Source organism: Pseudovibrio sp. Ad26 (assembly GCF_001623285.1).
GTDB lineage: Bacteria > Pseudomonadota > Alphaproteobacteria > Rhizobiales > Stappiaceae > Pseudovibrio > Pseudovibrio ascidiaceicola.
Map to the genome: position 1 here is coordinate 197,067 of NZ_LMCE01000008.1, position 18,224 is coordinate 215,290.

General features: G+C 51.5%; 17 protein-coding genes. 3 read left to right on the forward strand and 14 right to left on the reverse strand.

Features of this window, described 5'->3' with window-relative positions; all coding sequences use genetic code 11:
• Window positions 1-90: 90 nt before the first annotated feature.
• Complete coding sequence (locus PsAD26_RS02455; protein ID WP_063309122.1) at window positions 91-768, forward strand: ankyrin repeat domain-containing protein; 678 nt, start codon at window positions 91-93, stop codon at window positions 766-768.
• A gap of 49 nt (window positions 769-817) precedes the next feature.
• Here PsAD26_RS02455 and PsAD26_RS02460 read toward each other — a convergent pair whose 3' ends face one another.
• The 3 genes from PsAD26_RS02460 to argC all read right to left on the reverse strand — a co-directional run bounded on the left by PsAD26_RS02460 (window position 818) and on the right by argC (window position 3,037).
• Window positions 818-1,354, reverse strand: a complete 537-nt coding sequence (locus PsAD26_RS02460) for a hypothetical protein (RefSeq protein WP_063309123.1) — start codon at window positions 1,352-1,354, stop codon at window positions 818-820.
• A gap of 89 nt (window positions 1,355-1,443) precedes the next feature.
• On the reverse strand, window positions 1,444-2,049 hold the full coding sequence (gene leuD, locus PsAD26_RS02465; RefSeq protein ID WP_063309124.1) for a 3-isopropylmalate dehydratase small subunit: 606 nt from the start codon (window positions 2,047-2,049) through the stop codon (window positions 1,444-1,446).
• Window positions 2,050-2,089: 40 nt separating this feature from the next.
• Window positions 2,090-3,037, reverse strand: coding sequence for an N-acetyl-gamma-glutamyl-phosphate reductase (gene argC / locus PsAD26_RS02470; RefSeq protein WP_063309125.1), 948 nt, complete (start codon window positions 3,035-3,037; stop codon window positions 2,090-2,092).
• Window positions 3,038-3,394: 357 nt separating this feature from the next.
• Between argC and PsAD26_RS02475 the strand changes: the two genes are divergently transcribed.
• Window positions 3,395-8,203, forward strand: a complete 4,809-nt coding sequence (locus PsAD26_RS02475; RefSeq protein ID WP_063309126.1) for an NAD-glutamate dehydrogenase — start codon at window positions 3,395-3,397, stop codon at window positions 8,201-8,203.
• 177 nt (window positions 8,204-8,380) lie between these two features.
• Here PsAD26_RS02475 and PsAD26_RS02480 read toward each other — a convergent pair whose 3' ends face one another.
• The 10 genes from PsAD26_RS02480 to hisB form a co-directional block, all read right to left on the reverse strand.
• Entirely contained in the window at window positions 8,381-8,686 is a 306-nt protein-coding gene (locus PsAD26_RS02480; RefSeq protein ID WP_063309127.1) for a hypothetical protein, read from the reverse strand.
• Between the two features lie 268 nt (window positions 8,687-8,954).
• Window positions 8,955-9,734 carry a GNAT family protein gene (locus tag PsAD26_RS02485; protein ID WP_063309128.1) on the reverse strand — a complete coding sequence of 260 codons (780 nt, stop codon included), beginning with the start codon at window positions 9,732-9,734 and terminating at the stop codon, window positions 8,955-8,957.
• Between the two features lie 92 nt (window positions 9,735-9,826).
• Window positions 9,827-10,786 carry a hypothetical protein gene (locus PsAD26_RS02490; RefSeq protein WP_063309129.1) on the reverse strand — a complete coding sequence of 320 codons (960 nt, stop codon included), beginning with the start codon at window positions 10,784-10,786 and terminating at the stop codon, window positions 9,827-9,829.
• 325 nt (window positions 10,787-11,111) lie between these two features.
• A complete protein-coding gene (gene coaA / locus PsAD26_RS02495; protein WP_063301698.1) occupies window positions 11,112-12,077 on the reverse strand; it encodes a type I pantothenate kinase in 966 nt (321 codons plus the stop codon).
• A gap of 54 nt (window positions 12,078-12,131) precedes the next feature.
• Window positions 12,132-12,455 (reverse strand): phosphoribosyl-ATP diphosphatase, encoded by a 324-nt coding sequence (locus tag PsAD26_RS02500; RefSeq protein ID WP_057463034.1) that lies wholly within the window; start codon window positions 12,453-12,455, stop codon window positions 12,132-12,134.
• Between the two features lie 54 nt (window positions 12,456-12,509).
• Entirely contained in the window at window positions 12,510-13,289 is a 780-nt protein-coding gene (gene hisF / locus PsAD26_RS02505) for an imidazole glycerol phosphate synthase subunit HisF (RefSeq protein ID WP_063309130.1), read from the reverse strand.
• Entirely contained in the window at window positions 13,286-14,029 is a 744-nt protein-coding gene (hisA, locus tag PsAD26_RS02510) for a 1-(5-phosphoribosyl)-5-[(5-phosphoribosylamino)methylideneamino]imidazole-4-carboxamide isomerase (RefSeq protein ID WP_063309131.1), read from the reverse strand. The genes hisF and hisA overlap by 4 nt, the downstream gene beginning before the upstream one ends.
• Before the next feature lie 45 nt (window positions 14,030-14,074).
• The gene (hisH, locus tag PsAD26_RS02515) at window positions 14,075-14,728 is read right to left on the reverse strand and encodes an imidazole glycerol phosphate synthase subunit HisH (protein ID WP_063309132.1); all 654 of its coding nucleotides are present in this window, start codon (window positions 14,726-14,728) and stop codon (window positions 14,075-14,077) included.
• A 13-nt stretch (window positions 14,729-14,741) separates the two neighbouring features.
• Window positions 14,742-15,215, reverse strand: coding sequence for a DUF2628 domain-containing protein (locus tag PsAD26_RS02520; RefSeq protein WP_063294277.1), 474 nt, complete (start codon window positions 15,213-15,215; stop codon window positions 14,742-14,744).
• Window positions 15,216-15,250: 35 nt separating this feature from the next.
• Window positions 15,251-15,844 (reverse strand): imidazoleglycerol-phosphate dehydratase HisB, encoded by a 594-nt coding sequence (hisB, locus tag PsAD26_RS02525; protein ID WP_063309133.1) that lies wholly within the window; start codon window positions 15,842-15,844, stop codon window positions 15,251-15,253.
• A gap of 204 nt (window positions 15,845-16,048) precedes the next feature.
• Between hisB and pyrF the strand changes: the two genes are divergently transcribed.
• Window positions 16,049-16,765, forward strand: a complete 717-nt coding sequence (gene pyrF, locus PsAD26_RS02530; protein ID WP_063309134.1) for an orotidine-5'-phosphate decarboxylase — start codon at window positions 16,049-16,051, stop codon at window positions 16,763-16,765.
• Between the two features lie 25 nt (window positions 16,766-16,790).
• Here the strand turns inward: pyrF and PsAD26_RS02535 are convergent, their stop codons facing one another.
• Window positions 16,791-18,140 (reverse strand): DUF4041 domain-containing protein, encoded by a 1,350-nt coding sequence (locus PsAD26_RS02535; protein WP_063309135.1) that lies wholly within the window; start codon window positions 18,138-18,140, stop codon window positions 16,791-16,793.
• Between the last annotated feature and the right edge of the window lie 84 nt (window positions 18,141-18,224).

Here is an 18,224-nt window from a genome sequence, read left to right on the forward strand (position 1 = left end):
TGTGATATGACTGCGTGCCGCCCTCATGCAGTCATAGTTTGCCGCTTTGACTGAGTTATCCAACGTCTCACTCAAAGAGGAAGTTGCTCCATGCCAAACACAGTCAGTAAAGTATTTGCAGGAGCCGTTGTGGCGACACTGCTCACTCTGGGCGGACTAAACTCTTCTGCGCTTGCTCAAAATTATACAGAGCAAGATGTCTTTGCTGCAGTAGAGGCGAATGACATGAAGGCATTAGACCAAATTGCAAAAGGCGGAGCGTCGCTGGATGCCCGTGACAGTTCTGGTGATACAGCGGTTATCATTGCAGCCAGACGCGGAGATCTTGAGCTTGTCGAGCACCTGGTCAATCTCGGCGCTAACATCAATCTGATGGATGCCAAAAAGCGTGATGTGCTGAACATAGCGATCACCACGAACAACCCTGACCTGGCACGATTAGCTCTGGACTTAGGGATCGACCCTTCCATGGTCACATCTGTCTATGAAGGTTCTGCGCTCATCTACGGCAGCCATCAAGGAGCTATCGAGATTGTCTCCATGCTGATTGATGCTGGTGCACCGCTTGACCATGTCAACAATCTGGGCTGGACCGCCCTTCTTGAGGCAACCATTCTTGGAGATGGCAGCGAGCCCTATCAGATAATCGTCAAGAAACTCGTTGATGCCGGAGCTGACAAAACCATCGCCGACCGCAACGGCGCCCTCCCAATCAACCACGCCCGCAACAAAGGCCACACAGCAATTGTGCAGCTCTTGGAAGACTAAGGTTGCTTAAGGGGATGGAAGTTTGGTGAGAAAGCAAAGCGCTTTAGCCTCAAGCCTCTTTAAGCAGCTTTTCCCAGTTAGACCAAGCTTTGGAGGTTGGTTCCTCACTAATTAACCGCAAGATCAGCCCTTCAAATCGCTTTCGGCTAGAGGGCTCAAGACCTGAAAGAGGGGATCGGGTGCGCTCTTTGCCTGTTCGTGTTTGAAAGAATTCCAGAAAATCTTCATTAGCTTCAATGCGCTGGGCGAGCTCGGCCAATGTAATGCCGGTTGCCTTCTCTATCGCGAGTCTAAAGTCCTTGATTGCTTCTTGGGAGCGATCAAGGTGACTAAGTGCAATGCCACGTTCTAAGTACAACATCGCAAGCTTCTTTTCTTCAGATGCGATGAGGGTGTTTAAGAAACCTGTTGTGATGGAAATGCTGCAAGCGCGAGCCTTTCTTTCTGCGTCAATTTCAGGCCTCTGACAGGTTCCAGCAAAAATGCTGGAAGTGAAACCTAAAATCAAGATTGGAAGGAATAGAGCTACGAAACACCAGTTAAATGCTGCTTTGAATGAGAAACTTTTGTCAGCGCCTTGCTTCATTCAGATCTCCATGGATAGCACCGTATAGAGTCCATATAGCAAGGGCGCCACAAGGGCGCCCTGAAAAACTTTGCTTCACACCGACTTGCTCAGTGCCAGGGATGGCTCAGTCCGAGCTTGTCTTCGTAGCTGTCGATGTGATCGGTTTTTTCAAAAGTCTGGCCAATGTCGTCAAGGCCGTTCAGCAGGCAATGCTTGCGGTGTGGGTCCAGATCAAACTTGATTGAGCCGCCATCCGGGCCGCGAACTTCCTGTTCTTCCAGATCAACTGTCAGAGTCGCATTCGCACCGCGGGATGCATCGTCCATAAGTTTGTCGAGATCTTCCTGACTCACCACGATCGGCAGAATGCCGTTTTTAAAGCAGTTGTTGTAGAAGATGTCAGCAAAGCTGGTGGAGATCACACAACGAATGCCGTAATCCAGCAGAGCCCACGGCGCGTGCTCACGGGAAGATCCGCAGCCGAAGTTGTCGCCAGCAACAAGGATCTGAGCATTCTCGTAGCTTGGCTTGTTCAGCACAAACTCTTCGTTCTTGGAACCGTCGTCGTTGGTACGCATCTCATGGAAAAGTGCAGTGCCAAGGCCTGAACGCTTGATGGTTTTCAGAAACTGCTTCGGAATGATCATATCGGTGTCGATGTTGACCAGTGGCAGCGGCGCAGCAACGCCTGTCAGTGTACTAAACTTTTCCATGGAATACTCTCCTCGGATCTCTGGAATTCTCTAATTTTTATTAGGCTACAGCGAGATCAATGCTCTCGTTCAGGCCCATCATAATATTCAGGTTTTGGACGGCTGCGCCGGAAGCGCCCTTGCCAAGGTTGTCATAGATTGCGACCAGCAGAGCTTGGTGCCGGTCATCATTGGCAAAAACGTGCAGCTGCATTTTGTTTGTGCCGTTGAAGATTTCCGGGCTCAGATCCTCAATTGCGTTGACGCTTTCAAACGGTGCGACCTCCACATCGCCAGCAATGCTGGAGAAATGGTCATCAAGCACAGCGTGCAGGTCTTTGCCTGTTGGTGCGTTACGCAGTTGTCCCAGCTGCAACGGAACAAATGTCATCATGCCCTGCGCATAGTTGCCAACCGCTGGCTGGAACAATGGTGCATGGGCAAGGTCAGCGTACAGCTGCATTTCCGGCAGATGTTTGTGTCCAAAATGCAAACCGTAAGGCCAGTAAGAAGACGGCTTGTCGCTGGCTTCATACTTTTCAATCATCTGACGACCACCACCAGTATAACCGGAAACTGCGTTCACAGTGAGTGCGTGGGTGGACGGAATAACCCTAGCTTCCAGCAGTGGACGCACAGTCGCGATCACGCCTTGCGGGTAACAACCCGGATTGGAAACGAAACGCGCGTTGGAAATGATCTCCGCCTGATCCTTCGTCATCTCAGGAAAGCCGTAGGCCCAATCTGGATTAACGCGGTGCGCAGAAGATGCATCGATAACGCGGGTACTGTCATTTTTGATGAGCGACACGCTTTCCAGTGCAGCTGCATCGGGCAGGCACAGGATTGCAACATCAGCAGAATTCAAAAGCTCGGCGCGAGCTGCCAGCTCCTTGCGGCGCTCTGGAGCGATGCTGAGGATCTCAATGTCACGGCGCCCGGCCAGACGCTCGCGGATCTGCAGACCCGTCGTTCCGGCTTCTCCATCAATGAACACGCGCACTGACATTTTCGACTCCTTGGAGCTTGTAGTTGGAATTAGGTTCAGGGGTTGTACAACGTCCATCACCCATTGTCACAGAATAGGGCGCGTTTTTTTAGGCCTCTGTCCTCAATTGGCAGTTGAGGGGGGCTCAAGCAACTTCAGGTTCACAGGAAGGGCTTTTCGAATATTACAAGAATTCCCGTATGTCGCTCACATCCGAACACATTCTACTGAAAACGATGTTTTTGCGGGATTCTTGTCGCGTTTCGCATTGAAATATTGAGTAAATGCACCTTAATAGGTTTCAAAGGCATAGGCCGCGTCCATGTGGCATGTTCGCGCAGCCTGTGCCGACTATAATGTTGGATGAGGAACGCCTGAATGTCTGTAACGACAGCCGAGGCTAAAGCTGGGCTTATTGCCGATACCTGTGCACTGCTAATTGACGATAACGAAGACGAAGCAAGGTTTGCCGAAGACCTCTTCTCTCACGCCGATGCAGAAGATCTCCTGAACTATACCCCATCAGAGCTTGCGGTCGTATCGCAGGAAGCCTGGGCTGATTTCGCAAATCACCCGCTGGGGACCCATCGTATTCGCGTGTTCAACCCGCAGCCAAACGCTGACGGTAAGCAGCTCGAAGACATTACCATCGTTGAAATCGTCAACGATAACATGGCCTTCCTCGTTTCCTCCGCGATGGGGGCAATCCAGACATCCGGCTATGAAGTCCGCCTCGTACTGCACCCACTCTTCATCGTAGAGCGTGATGATGATGGCGGCCTGCAAAAATTCCACGGCACTGTTGGTCTGGGAGGACCATCTGTTCGCCGCGAAAGTCTCATCCATATCCACCTTACACGCTTGAACTCTGATGAGGACATCCAGAAGCTCGAAGAGACTCTTGACCTTGTTCTCAACGACGTCCGTCAGGCCGTGCAGGACTGGCGCCCAATGCGCGACAGAATCCAGCTGGCGGTTGAAGAATACCAGCAGGTCCGTGCAAAGGCAGACAACAAGCAGTTTGACGAAGCAATCGCCTTCCTTGAGTGGATGGCGGCTGATAACTTCACCCTTTTGGGTATCCGCGAGTTTATTTTCGATGACACCAGCGAAAACAGCGAACTCTCTCTGATCGAAGGTTCCGGTCTCGGCATTCTGACCGATCCGAAGGTCCGCGTGCTCCGCAAGGGCTCTGAATTCGTTGTTATGACACCGGAAATCAGAGAGTTTCTGCTGAAGCCGGAACCATTGATCATCGGTAAAGCCAACATCCGCAGCCGCGTCCACCGTCACGTGCACATGGACTATGTTGGCGTGAAGCTGTTTGATGATGAAGGCAAACTTCGTGGTGAACTGCGCGTTGTCGGTCTCTTCACCGCCACAGCGTACACCCGCTCAACCAGCTCCATTCCTTACATTCGCCATAAGACCGCGAAAGTAATGAAAAAGCACGGCTTTGATCCGGAAAGCCACAGCGGTCGCGCACTTCGCAACATCTTGGAAGGTTATCCGCGTGATGATCTGTTCCAGATTGATGTTGAAACCCTCTCCAACTTTGCAGATGCGATTCTTCAGCTCAACGAGCGGCCACGTGTCCGTGTTCTGTCCAGAACCGATAAGTTCGACCGTTTCGTATCGATCATCACGTACATCCCGCGTGATCATTTCACCACGAGCATTCGTGAGCGAGTTGGTAAGTATCTGGCAAACGTCTACGAAGGCCGCCTGTCTGCCTGGTACGCAACCTTCCCTGAAGGCCCTCTTGTCCGCGTTCACTACATCATTGGCCGTTACATCGGTGATACGCCTCAACCGTCTCAAGCAGAGCTGGAAGCCTCTATTCAGGTCATCGTCCGCACCTGGACAGACAGCCTGCGAGAAGCGCTCCGCTCAGTTTATGGCAATGCCATCTCTGGCGCACTGCTGAAGCGATACGGCTCTGCGTTTGATGGTGAATACACCTCCGCGACACCAGCGGTGACCGCGACCAAGGATATTCGCCGCGTTGAACAGCTGGGCGAGAAGCGCCCGCTTGTCATCAGCTTCTACAAGCGCGAGCGTGAAGGTAAGGGTCAGATTTCTCTGCGTGCCTACCACCTCAACAAACCGATTCCATTGTCCGCGCGCGTGCCAATGCTCGAAAATCTCGGGTTCCGCGTCATCAATGAGCGAACCTACCGGATCACCCCGTTAGACCGCGAACTCAGTTACCTGCACGACACCACGCTGCATCTGGATGAAAAACGCTTCCGCAACTTCACAGAAGCAGACATCGAGCGCCTCGGTGCATTGTTCCTCGCAGTCTGGAACAAACAGGCTGAAAACGATGGATATAACGCCCTCGCACTGACGGCAGGACTGGCATGGCGTGACATTGCTATGATCCGGGCGCTCTCCCGCTACTTGCGTCAGGCTGGAATCCTCTATTCTGAAGATTATATGTGGGGAACTCTTAACCGCTATCCACAGATCGCTCAGCAGCTCGTTCATCTGTTCCATACACGCTTTGATCCTACACTTGGAACGTTTGAACGTTCGGGTAAGGAGGGGCGTCTGATTGATGAGATTTCCGCAAGCCTTGATGAAGTAACGAGCTTGGATGACGACCGTATTCTCCGTCGTTTCCAGAATTTGATCCTGGCGACACTGCGCACCAACTTCTTCCAGTTGGATGACGCTGGTCAGCCAAAACCAACCTTCGCATTCAAGCTTGACCCGCATAAAGTGGAGGGCCTGCCGAAGCCGCTGCCATATCGCGAAATCTTCGTGTACAGCCCGCGCGTTGAAGGCGTGCACATGCGCTTTGGTCCAGCTGCTCGTGGTGGCCTGCGTTGGTCCGACCGCGCTCAGGATTACCGCACAGAAGTGCTTGGCCTTGTAAAGGCACAGCAGGTCAAAAACGCTGTGATCGTTCCTGTTGGGTCTAAAGGTGGCTTCCTGCCGAAACAGCTACCAAAAACAGGCGGCCGTGATGAGTGGATCGCAGAGGGAACAGAAGCCTACAAGATCTTCATCTCCTCCCTGCTGGATCTGACAGATAATCTGGACGCTGATCTCATCCTGCCACCAGAGCTGGTTGTTCGTCATGATCAGGACGATCCATACCTCGTAGTGGCAGCTGATAAAGGCACCGCGACCTTCTCAGACACCGCCAACGCGATCTCAGAAAGCAAAGGCTTCTGGCTGGGCGATGCATTCGCTTCCGGTGGTTCCGCTGGGTATGATCATAAGAAGATGGGCATCACCGCACGCGGCGGCTGGGAAGCGGTGAAACGTCATTTCCGTGAAATGGATCGTGACATCCAGAAAGAACCATTCACTGCATGTGGTGTTGGTGACATGTCTGGAGACGTGTTCGGCAACGGTATGCTGCTTTCAAAGGCAACCAAACTGGTCGCTGCTTTCGATCACCGCGATATCTTCCTTGATCCGAACCCGGATCCTGCTGTGACCTGGGATGAACGCAAGCGCATGTTCGATCTGGGACGCTCGTCCTGGCAGGACTACAACAAGGAACTGCTCTCAGAAGGCGGCGGTATCTACCCACGTTCTTCTAAGTCTATTCCTTTGACCATTCAGGCTCAGAAGATGCTCGGCCTTAACAAGTCGAAAGCATCTCCTCAGGAGGTCATGACCGCTATCCTGAAGATGCAGGCAGACCTGCTGTGGTTCGGTGGTATCGGTACATACATCCGCGCTTCTGACGAAAACAACAGCGATGTGGGGGATCGTGGCAACGACGCAATCCGCATCACAGCGGCTGAAGTCGGTTCGAAAGTCATCGGCGAAGGTGCAAACCTCGGCATCACTCAGAAAGCTCGTATTGAGTTCTCTCGTGCCGGTGGCCGTTGTAACTCCGACGCGATCGACAACTCCGCTGGTGTGAACTCTTCTGATATGGAAGTGAACATCAAGATCGCGCTGGGCGCAGCAGTCAAGAAGGGTACCCTGACCACTCCGGACCGCAACGTTCTCCTTGCAGATATGACAGATGAAGTTGCTCAGCTGGTGCTGCGTAACAACTACCTGCAAACTCTGGCAATTTCACTCTGTGATCGTCGTGGTCTCGAAGATCTGGGTTATCAGGTCCGTATGATGCGTCAGCTTGAATCTCAGGATCTGCTGGATCGTGTTGTTGAAGATCTGCCGGATGATGTGACTATTGAGGAACGTGAAAAAGCAGGCCAGCACCTGTCTCGTCCAGAACTGGGCGTGCTGCTGGCATACGCAAAGCTCACGCTCCACGACGAGTTGCTGAACAGCTCCGTTCCTGATGATGCCTACCTCGCGAAAGAGCTGTACCGCTACTTCCCGAAACAGATGGCAGAGACCTACACTCAGGAAATCGAAGGACACCGTCTGCGTCGCGAAATCATCGCAACAATGCTGGCGAACTCCATCATCAACCGGGGTGGCCCTGCATTCCTGACCCGCATCATTGATCAGACCGGCGCGTCTGTCGCTGATGTGGCTCGTGCTTTCGCCGTGGTGCGCGATGCGTTTGGATTGACCCAGCTGAACGAAGAGATTGATCGTCTCGACAACACCATCTCCGGTGATCTGCAGCTAGAGCTTTATACTCTGGTTCAGGATCTGGTGCTGGGTATGGTAATCTGGTTCCTGCGCAACGTCTCCTTCGAAGATGGTCTGGAAGCAGCGATCAACCGCTTCCGTGATACCGTCAAGCGTCTGTCTCCACGTTTGGAAACGTTCCTTTCCGAAGAACGGGCAGCAACGCTCAAAGCGGAAACAGATCGTCTGGTCGAAGCTGGCGTTCCAATCATGATTGCGGCTCGCATTGCCCGTCTCATTGGCGAAATGGTGATCCCGGATATCGTTCTGGTCTCCGAAAAAGCCAACCGTGATGTGGACGAAGTTGCAGCTTCCTACTTCCGCGTCGCCGAGCATTTCAAGTTCGGTGCGATTGAAGAGTTGGCTCGTGAGTTTGTCATTCGTGATTACTACGATGGACTGGCACTCGATCGTTCCCGCTCCATTCTGGCGAATGCTCTGCGTGATCTGGCTGCTCAAGCTCTGGCAGATGCAAACGGCTTTGACGGCTGGCTGGAACGCAACGGCGGTAAAGCTGAAAGAACGCAGCAGGCAACCAACGAGATTCTGGAGAAGAACCTGTCGGTTTCCAAGTTCTCTGTGGCAGCTGGAATGCTGGCAGAGCTTGCAAACTAAAGCGTATTCCCGAAAAGTGGTTCCGGTTTTCGGATGAGAATACGCGCAAAAATAAAGAGTTAGAGTTTGGTGCGTGAATGAATATGAACGCAACATGCTCTAAGCGCTTTGAATAAGACAAAACAAAACCCCGGTGCAGCACCCTGCATCGGGGTTTTTCGTTGCCTGAGACCAAATTTATCTGTTCTTGGCGTTCTTCTCTTTTTCCATCGCCAGCCGCATCTCAAGGTCGGAGATATGCTTCATCGCGGCCTTCTTGTCCTCATCACTGGAGGCGGCGCGATACTTCTCACGCGCGGCGGCAATGTCGTGGGTTAGCTGCACTTCGCGAGGGGCAGCTGCACGATCAAGTACGCTCTTGTCTACACCTTCGACGCGCTCTTCTTCGACCTTGGTTCCTGACTTTGAACGGAGCGCTTCCAACTGCGCTTTGAGTTCCTGTTGGGCGGCGGCGTTCTTGTTGTTCTTATTGAGGTCGAACATGCTGGTTCCTTCTCGCGTGTCTGCACATATCCACCCTACTGATATGAATTTAAACCAGCGCATCTGTCCATCACACCACGAAAAACCTGCTGAATCTCAGCCTAATGGCATGAAGCTCTATCTATTTAAATCCAACCTTTTGAATGCCAGACTGACTCGCAAGTCAGTCTGGCTGTTACGGTCACACATTGCTGGGTCTACGACACAAAAAAGCCCCGGAAACGTCCCGAGGCTTTGTCGTCAAATCTCAAGGCAAATCTGCCGAAAACTAAAACACTTTCGTCTCTTCTCGTGCTACCAGCTCAGACAGTGTTTTGATGCGGGCACCATTTTCTTTGAAGTTTGCAGGCGATAGCCATTTCTCAAAGGAGGCGCGCAAAACAGGCCATTCGCTATCGAGCACAGAGAACCAGGCCGTATCCAAATTTTTACCTTTGACGACAGATGCTTGACGCAATGTACCCTCATAGCTGAAACCAAGGCGTATTGCGGCTTTGCGGGAGACTTTGTTCAGAGCATTACAGCGCCACTCATAACGACGGTAGCCCCATTTATCGAACACCCGCTGCATCATCAGGAACATCGCCTCTGTGCCACCGCACTTGCGTTGCAGCAAGGGGGAGAAGTGAATGTGCCCAACTTCAATGCTACCAGTTTCAGGCACAATGTTCATATAGCTCGCAACACCAAGAGCTTTGCCGCCTTCCTGCTCGATAATGGCAAAGGAAAACGGATCATTCCCTTCCGCCAGTTCTTTGATGTAGCGCTCAAAGCTCTCGAAATCAGGAAACGGGCCTTCGTCCAGATAAGTCCAGTTACGGCCTTCAGCATCGACGCTGAACGCCTCATACAGGTCTTCCGCATGCTTTTCAGGATCCAATCGCTCCAGCCTGCAAAAGTGACCGACCATCGTCTCGTCTGTTGGCAGCTGAGCTGGAGCCCAATCCAACATATCTTCGCCCACGACCTGCCCCAGTTCGTTCTGGTTTTGAGAAGGATCCTTTTCGGATTTCTCTGTGGATTTCAGTGCAGCTAGATATGCAAGCATTTTAGGCCTCCTCGAAATGTCCCGATCTGGAAAGTTTAAAGCACCAAAATGACAAAACCCCGACCTTTCAGTCAGGGTATCATCATCAGGTATTAAAGGCGTTCAGAAGGATCGTTCTTTCTTACAAGAGCAGAACTTCCGCGTTCATTGTCGTCCTCGTCTTTCCTCGAAGACGTAAACGCCCAGAAACTCCGCTTAATGTCACCTTTGGCAAAACAGTCGTAAAAGTCGCGACGTCCATACATGGAGTTCTTGCTACAGCCGTAGCCGTACCAGTAGCAGGTATCGCTTTTCTTCACTTCAATGTGGCCGTGGCGATTGCGTTTGTCGCGGTTATAAACGCAGATCGAGCCATCTGGCGCACGATCAGGGCTGCTCACGCGCAAGCGTTTAAAGCCATATTTCGGGAGAGCCTTGATCGCCATGTAAGCCGAGCCACCCGGAATATAGGTGTCTACCAGACCTTCAGAAATCAGATGCTTCTTCACATAGCGGTAGCAGTAAGTCATGCCGCGGCGGCGACGAGCAGAGCGAACACGGCCAGAGCTTGCAGCCAGCACTGCGCCAGCATAGCCAATATAGCTGTCTTCTTCGCTACCGGCGATCTTGTCTGCTTCGTCACGGCTGAGTTTGGCAACTTCAGTCAGTGTATAGGTCGAAAAATCTGCTTTGGTAACGTAAATGTCAGCGGTGATGCTGCCTTCTTCTGGCTGGTCAACACCCAGACGAACCAGCTCGCCTTTGGTTGGGTCAGTCGCCCAGTCCAATACGCTCAGTTGTGCACCAACAGGTAGGATTTGTTGAAGAGGAGAGCCCGCTTTGCCGTCTTCAGCTGTCGCCCAGCCTTTAGCAAGAATTGGCTTGGCAACATTATAGTTGCCGGAGGTGGTCATCTTGTTTTGCGGAAGAGTATCTTTGCCGGAGAGCAGAGAAACTGGCTCCTCAGACAAAGATAGGTCACCAAAAGAAGCGTTTGGCCCTGCAGCAACTGCTGTAGTGAGAACCAGAAAACTAAACCCTGCATACGCGGATACTTTTGCAAGCTGTAGCATAATTCCTCCGAAAGCCTTTTTTAGGCACAGCAGCACCGGTTCCCGCGTGCGTTGCATGCGAGATTGCTGGAACTTGGCAATAAGAAACGGTCGAGGCGCTCACGCGCTTCGTGGTTCATGCCAGTCTGATGATGGTGCGCAGCTGTCGTTTTACTGACGCAAGCTCCTGCTCGGGGGCATTTTGCACGCCGGCAGGCAAAACTTTCCAGCAAGCTTTCCGGGGAAGGCCTGCAGGCACTCAACGCTCAAACACATGCAATACAGGCTGGCGCCTGCCTCTCGGTGCCAGTCTGTCAGTCAGCAATGTAAGAGCGCGTTTGCTCGTTTAGATCTTGCGCAGCGCCACGGTTTCGATGCTGTGGTCTGTTCCCTTTGTCAGGATCAGATCAGCGCGTGGTCGCGTCGGCAAGATGTTCTGGCGAAGGTTCTCCAGATTGATGTTTTGCCAAAGGTCCTTCGCGATCTCTTGCGCCTTATCATTCGAAATTGTGGAAAATTTATGGAAATATGAACCGGGATCTCGAAATGCCGTCTCACGCAGACGCATGAAACGCTCCAGATACCAGCGTTGCAGCACTTGCTCTTCCGCATCAATGTAGATGGAAAAGTCAAAGAAATCAGAGACAAAGGGCACTGCCTTGGCCGCTTTAGGTTGATGCGAAGTCTGCAAAACGTTCAGCCCTTCGACGATCAAAATATCTGGCTGTTCGACTGTGACATGCTGTCCCGGCATCACATCATAGAAGAAATGAGAGTAAATCGGGGCACGAACTTTGCGCTCCCCACCCTTGATGTCTGTCAGAAATTTGAGCAGTGCAGAGCGGTCATAACTCTCAGGAAAGCCCTTCCGACGCATCAAGCCTTCTGTTTCCAGAACAGAGTTAGGATACAAAAATCCGTCGGTGGTAATCAGGTCTACTTTCGGGCTGGCGGGCCAACGCGAAAGTAGTGCCTGCAACAGGCGGGCTGTCGTTGACTTGCCGACAGAGACCGAGCCCGCAATACCAATGATGAACGGCGTTCGGGTCAACTGCATGCCCAAAAAGCGTTTCGTCGCAAACTGAAGGCTTTGGGAAGCTTCCACGTAATAGGTCAGCAGACGAGATAGAGGCAGATAAATATTCTTCACCTGCTCTTGAGACACAAAATCATTGAGCGATTGCAGGTCTTCAATTTCCTGCATGCTCAACGTCATTGGTGTGTCTGCGCGTAAAGATGCCCATTCAGTCTCTGTAAAGACAGAGTAGGGGGACAGGTCCAGCTCTTGCACTGGAGTGAGTTCTTTATGCATAGCGTTAGCGCTCAAGGCCCCTCGTGCCTCCCACTTCGCGTGACTGGAAGAAAACTAGTCGTCCGTACGGGACGCTTTTTCTTCCAGTCCAGTTTGTCCGGTGCGTGCTGCAAGCTTAGCTAGAACTTCATCCAGCGACACATCGGAAACCTTCATAACAACAAGTAGATGATACAGCAGGTCAGCTGCTTCAGAAGCAACGCCGTCCCTATCACCTTCTACGGCTGCAATCGCAGTTTCAACGGCTTCCTCTCCAAGCTTCTGTGCACACTTGGAAACGCCCTTTGAAATGAGTTTGCGGGTATATGACATTTCATCGTCACTGTTCGCACGTGCAGCAACAATAGCCTCTAGGTCCGAAAGGGTAAAATTGGTCATTTGGCTAGCCTTGTTGAGGCCGCTTCAGGTTTACTCTGAATACCTGAGCGAAATTTACTTATCCAGACGCATAGGAATTCCAGCATCTGCCATGTGTTGCTTGGCCTCTTCAATGCTGTAAGTCCCAAAATGGAAGATTGAAGCAGCAAGCACAGCAGTCGCGTGTCCATCACGAACACCCTCAACCAGATGATCCAGAGTTCCAACCCCACCGGAGGCGATCACAGGTACATGTACAGCATCCGCAATTGCACGGGTAAGCGGCAAATTGTAGCCCTCTTGCGTGCCATCGCGGTCCATAGATGTAACAAGCAGCTCACCAGCGCCCAGATCCACTGCCTTACGAGCGAACTCAACAGCATCAATGCCGGTTGGCGTCCGGCCACCATGGGTGAAGATCTCAAAGTGCTCTTCTTCGCCTTCAGCAGAAACGCGCTTGGCATCAATGCTGACAACAATACACTGGCTGCCGAATTTCTGAGCTGCTTCCCGAATAAACTCAGGATTTTTCACCGCTGCGGTGTTGATTGAAACTTTGTCGGCCCCTGCAATCAGCAGTTTGCGGATGTCTTCAACAGTGCGTACGCCGCCGCCAACGGTCACTGGCATAAAGCAGGCTTCAGCAGTGCGTTGCACAACATCATAGATGGTGTCGCGGTTGTCGCTGGAGGCTGTAATGTCAAGGAACGTCAGCTCATCTGCACCAGCTGCGTCATAAGCTTTAGCTGCCTCAACAGGGTCGCCAGCATCGATCAGATCAACAAAGTTGACGCCTTTCACAACACGGCCATCCTTCACATCAAGGCATGGAATAATGCGCGCCTTCAGGGTCATGCGAGGCCCTCACGGCTTTTCTTGATCAGATCTAGCGCTTCAGCAGGGTCAAGACGACCGTCGTACAGCGCACGACCAGAAATCGCGCCCTCTAGAATATCGCAATCCGTTTCCACCAGACGCTCAATGTCCTTGATGTCAGCCAGACCACCGGAAGCAATAATCGGAATGCTCACTGCATTGGCCAGTTCCAGCGTGCTTTCAATGTTCAGGCCTTTCAGCACACCATCACGGTCAATGTCGGTGTAGATGATTGCAGCAACGCCAGCATCTTCAAACTGCTTTGCCAACTCAATCACGTTCAGTTCGGAGGTTTCTGCCCAGCCCTCAACAGCCACCTTTCCACCTTTGGCATCAATGCCAACAGCAATGCGGTCAGGGTACTTCTTGCAAGCTTCCTTCACCAGCTCAGGATCGCGCAGGGCTACGGTACCAAGAATGACGCGTGCAACGCCCTTTGCCAGCCAGTTGTCGATGTGTTCCATAGTGCGGATACCGCCGCCCAGCTGAACCGGGTTGGTGGTGTTGGCAAGGATCGCATCAACAGCTTCGCCGTTCTTAGTCTCACCGGCAAACGCACCATCAAGGTCAACAACGTGCAGCCATTCAAAGCCCTGGTCCTGAAACGCCTTCGCCTGTGCACCCGGATCATCGTTAAACACGGTTGCCTGATCCATGTCGCCCAGTTTCAAACGAACGCACTGGCCGCCTTTAAGGTCAATCGCTGGAAAAATAATCATAATTCTGTCCTTGGACTTGTCTGTGTCACTGAAAGCGGGCAGCCGTTACGGCGCCCAGCTCAGGAAATTGGAAATCAAAGAGAGACCGAGCTTCTGGCTCTTTTCCGGGTGAAATTGCGTACCAACCATGTTGTCTCGGCCAACCATCGCAGTGAACTCACCCGCATAGTCAAAGCTCGCCAAACGGTGTTCAGGGTTCTCGGTCGCAAAGTGATAGGAGTGCACGAAGTAGGCGTGCAGGCCATCACCGCCGGTTTTGATGCCTTCAAGCACCGGATGTTCATCGCCGGTGACGTTGATGGTGTTCCAACCCATGTGAGGAATTTTCAGCTCAGGATTAGCTGGTTTCATCGCGGTGACATCACCACTGATCCAGTCCAGCCCTTCCGCCTTCTCAAATTCAAGCCCACGAGTCGCCAGCAACTGCATGCCCACGCAAATCCCCATAAAGGGTTTACCGTTGGTGAGCACAGCTTCCGCCAATGCCTCTTCCATGCCATCCAGCGCCAACAGGCCACGGCGACAATCCGCAAATGCGCCAACACCGGGCAGAACGATACGGTCAGCTTTGGCAACAACTGAAGGATCAGAAGTCACCGTAACCTCATGAGTATGATGATGGTTATGGGCTGCATGCTCAAACGCCTTTGCCGCGGAGCGCAAGTTGCCAGAACCATAATCAATAATTGCCACACTCATGAAGAAACTCCTGTTATCGCTTGAGTGTCATTCCAACGACGTCAGTGTCGCTGGTGTGTGGGGCCACTGGCCCCTGTGGAAGCCGCACTTCACTTTTGGTTTTGGAAACGCGGTCGAAGAAACGAATTTCTGCCTCATCCAGATTGGCGGCAGAGATAAACCCGACAGTCTGCCAGTTTTTGCGGCGCAGGCTCCAGCTTTTCAGGAACCCGGCTTCCATTGCAAAAAACAAAGTGGCGAGCACGGTGATAAAGCCGCCAGTGGTAGACCCAAAGGCTTCAGCAACAAACACCAGTGCAATGATAGCTGCCAGATACCCGAGGAAGACCAGCCACATCCGGTTGTACAAAGACCAGAGCAGCGGAAAGAGCATCGCCCACCACGAGAAACCGTCTTTCACGAACTTGATGTTTCGTGCGTCCTCGTCCTTCAGGTGGTCAAGTGAAACCCCTGGTTCGGTCATGACATAATAGACAGCCAATTGCATTCTCCCTGAACAAGCAGAGCTGCGGGCCGAAAAGGTTAGCTGCCAAGCTGACCTTTTGTAGTTGGCACGCGTCCACTCTGACGTGGATCTGGTTCGATAGCTGTGCGTACAGTACGCGCAACTGCTTTAAAGCATGTTTCCGCAATATGATGGCAATTGGTGCCATAAAGGTTTGCAATGTGCAGAGTAAAACCTGCATTCATGGCAAACGCACGGAAGAACTCCTCAAAAAGCTCAGTATCAAACGTGCCAACCTTGTCCCGTGGGAAATCTACCTGCCAGACAAGGAAAGGACGACCGGAGACATCCAGAGCCACACGGGTCAGGGCTTCATCCATCGCAAGGTGCGTGTCTGCATAGCGGGTGATGCCGCTCATGTCGCCAAGCGCTTCTTTAAACGCTTGCCCCAGAGCAATGCCCACATCCTCGGTGGTGTGGTGGTCGTCAATATGGATGTCACCATCTGCGCGGATCGTCATGTCCACGAGCGAATGTCGGGAAAGTTGTTCCAACATATGATCAAAGAAACCAACACCGGTTTTGATGTCGTACTTGCCTGTGCCATCCAGATTGATGGAAACAGAGATCGTCGTTTCTTTTGTGCCGCGGGCAATAGTGGCCTGACGCATGGGATGTCCCTTGATAAGTTTATAGTCCTTATACTCATGCAAAACCCCTGCACAAGCATTTAAAGACGCGCCGTTTTAACAGGCTAAGGGATCGCTGAAAATACCCAAAGATGAAAAAGCTAGGATCTGCTACTCCCTCTGGTATTTCTCGGCACAAACTGTTAGGAACTGAGCCGTTTATCTAGCAGATATTTGGAGCCTCGCATGTCTTATCGCCCAGCAAGTGCAGTCGATCGCCTGATCCTCCCTCTGGATGTTCCAACAGTTGATGAGGCCCGCCAGCTCGTCAAACAAACACAAGGACTTGTCGGCACTTACAAAATTGGCATGCAACTCCAGTTCGCAGGTGGTCTTCAGTTTGCTGAAGAGATGGCGAAGGAAGGGCATTCCATCTTTCTGGATGTGAAGCTTCTGGATATCGACAACACCATCACCAGCGCAGTGAAAAACGTTGCAAAAATGGGCATGAAGTTCATGACCGTGCACGCTTACCCGAAAAATATGCGCGCTGCTGTAAAGGCACTGGAAGAAGTCGGCAACAAAGACCTCTGCCTGTTGGGCGTCACCGTGCTCACCTCAATGGATGAGCAAGACCTCAAAGACGCGGGCTACGTCGGCCCTACAGCAACCTTGGTGGAACAGCGTGCGCTTGATGCGGTAACTGCTGGCGTCGGTGGCATCGTCTGCTCGCCAATGGAATCCGCCGCCATGCGTGCCAAAGTTGGCGACAAGCTCTGTATCGTGACACCAGGCGTCCGCCCTAAAGGTGCAGATGCTGGTGATCAGCGCCGCGTGATGACACCCTACGACGCAATCAAGGCAGGTTCCGACTATCTCGTCATAGGCCGCCCAATCTACCGCGCCGAAGAGCCCCGCGCCGCAGCTGAAGCTGTTGTCGCTGAGATCGAGAGCGCTCTGTAGAGGGAGCAATTGAAGTCGAGAAAATTTAGATTTCCGCTGGTAATGTATTGTCTGGCTTGCTCGTGAGAAGTTCGTTTCTGCGAGCAAGTGTTTCATGCCATTCTTGCGCTTCGCGATCTTTGAAAAAAGTCGCATCAGGGGCAAGAGCATCTACAGCTTTTTCTACTTCGTCTAGACTTATTTTGAAGAACTCCTTCCGAAAGTTGGCCATGTTTACACGCTGGTTGGCGAATTCTTTATGCAGAGCTGCTTCCAGTGCTGGGGCTTCATCGGAGTAAATCATTGCATGCGTGTCAAATGCGAATGGTACGCTTGCATCGCCAAGTTCCTTCACGCGGTCTGATGGATCTAGTCTTCGAGTCAGGCCAATTTTTACGATTTCCTCCCCGAAAGAACCTACGTTAGAGATAACATAGACATAGCCGCTTCGAGTCATCTCAGCCATTGCTTTTGCTCGCTCACTAACCGCATGAGCATCTGCTAAGGCGCTTTCTAGTTCTTCGATTTGTTGCTTCATCTTGTCTGTTAGGCCATCAACATTGGCCTCTTTTCTAGCTTTTTCGATCAGAGCTAGATATTTTGCTTCTTCTTTCTCTGCAGCTTTAGCTTCTGCAAGTAGCTTTTTCTCTTCACGTTCAGCCCTTGCTAAGTCGGCGCGTTCTTCTTTTTCTTGTTTTTGCTTTTCTCGGTATTCGTGGGTCAAAAAGAGTTCTTCAAGTTTTAAGGCAATGTAGTCATCGCTAATTTCCAATTGCATTGAAGAGTTTTCTTTATTGACCGCCTTTGCTGAGTTCCGAATGCGGCGCTCCATAGCGACAACATTGTTCCAACGGGTATTAGCGATCGCTGCTTCACATTCATTGTTGAAGGCCCGCATGGTTAAACGCGTTTGTCGGTTTACCATTGTCTGGCCTTTAGATCGACTTCCCTCTACGGTCCAGTCAGCTGGACACCGCGTTGCTGATTTAGAGGAAACCTTATCTTTTTGGCGTTTTCTAATGTGTTTGATGGCGTCTTTATATTCTTCGCTATCTGCAAAATCGAAATGAGGTTCATATACACCCACCTCGGCAAATGCTAAGCGATCATCATAGATCGCTACTTGAGCTGTTAGCTCGTCAAGGTACTTTCTTTTCTCAGAATATGTTTCTCTGGTTGCCTGAATCTTCTCCGCGAGTTTCTCAACTTCTGCCGTTAGAGTTGTTACTTCTTGTTCAACTGATAGAACGGGTGCGAAATGCTCTTGTATTTCTTCGAGTGCTTTTTCTTTCTTTTTTAGTTGGCTTCGGTTTCGTAGCCATAAAATGAGAAGTGCTGGTGCTGAAAGCATCCAAACTAAAAGTAAAAGTAAAAGTAAAAGAGAAATAGGTTCCATCTCATCAAAATCCAGAGCAAGAAATTTTGTATATTCTAGACCGCTCTCTATTCATTTAAAACTTTAAATTCCGCATCTATCTAA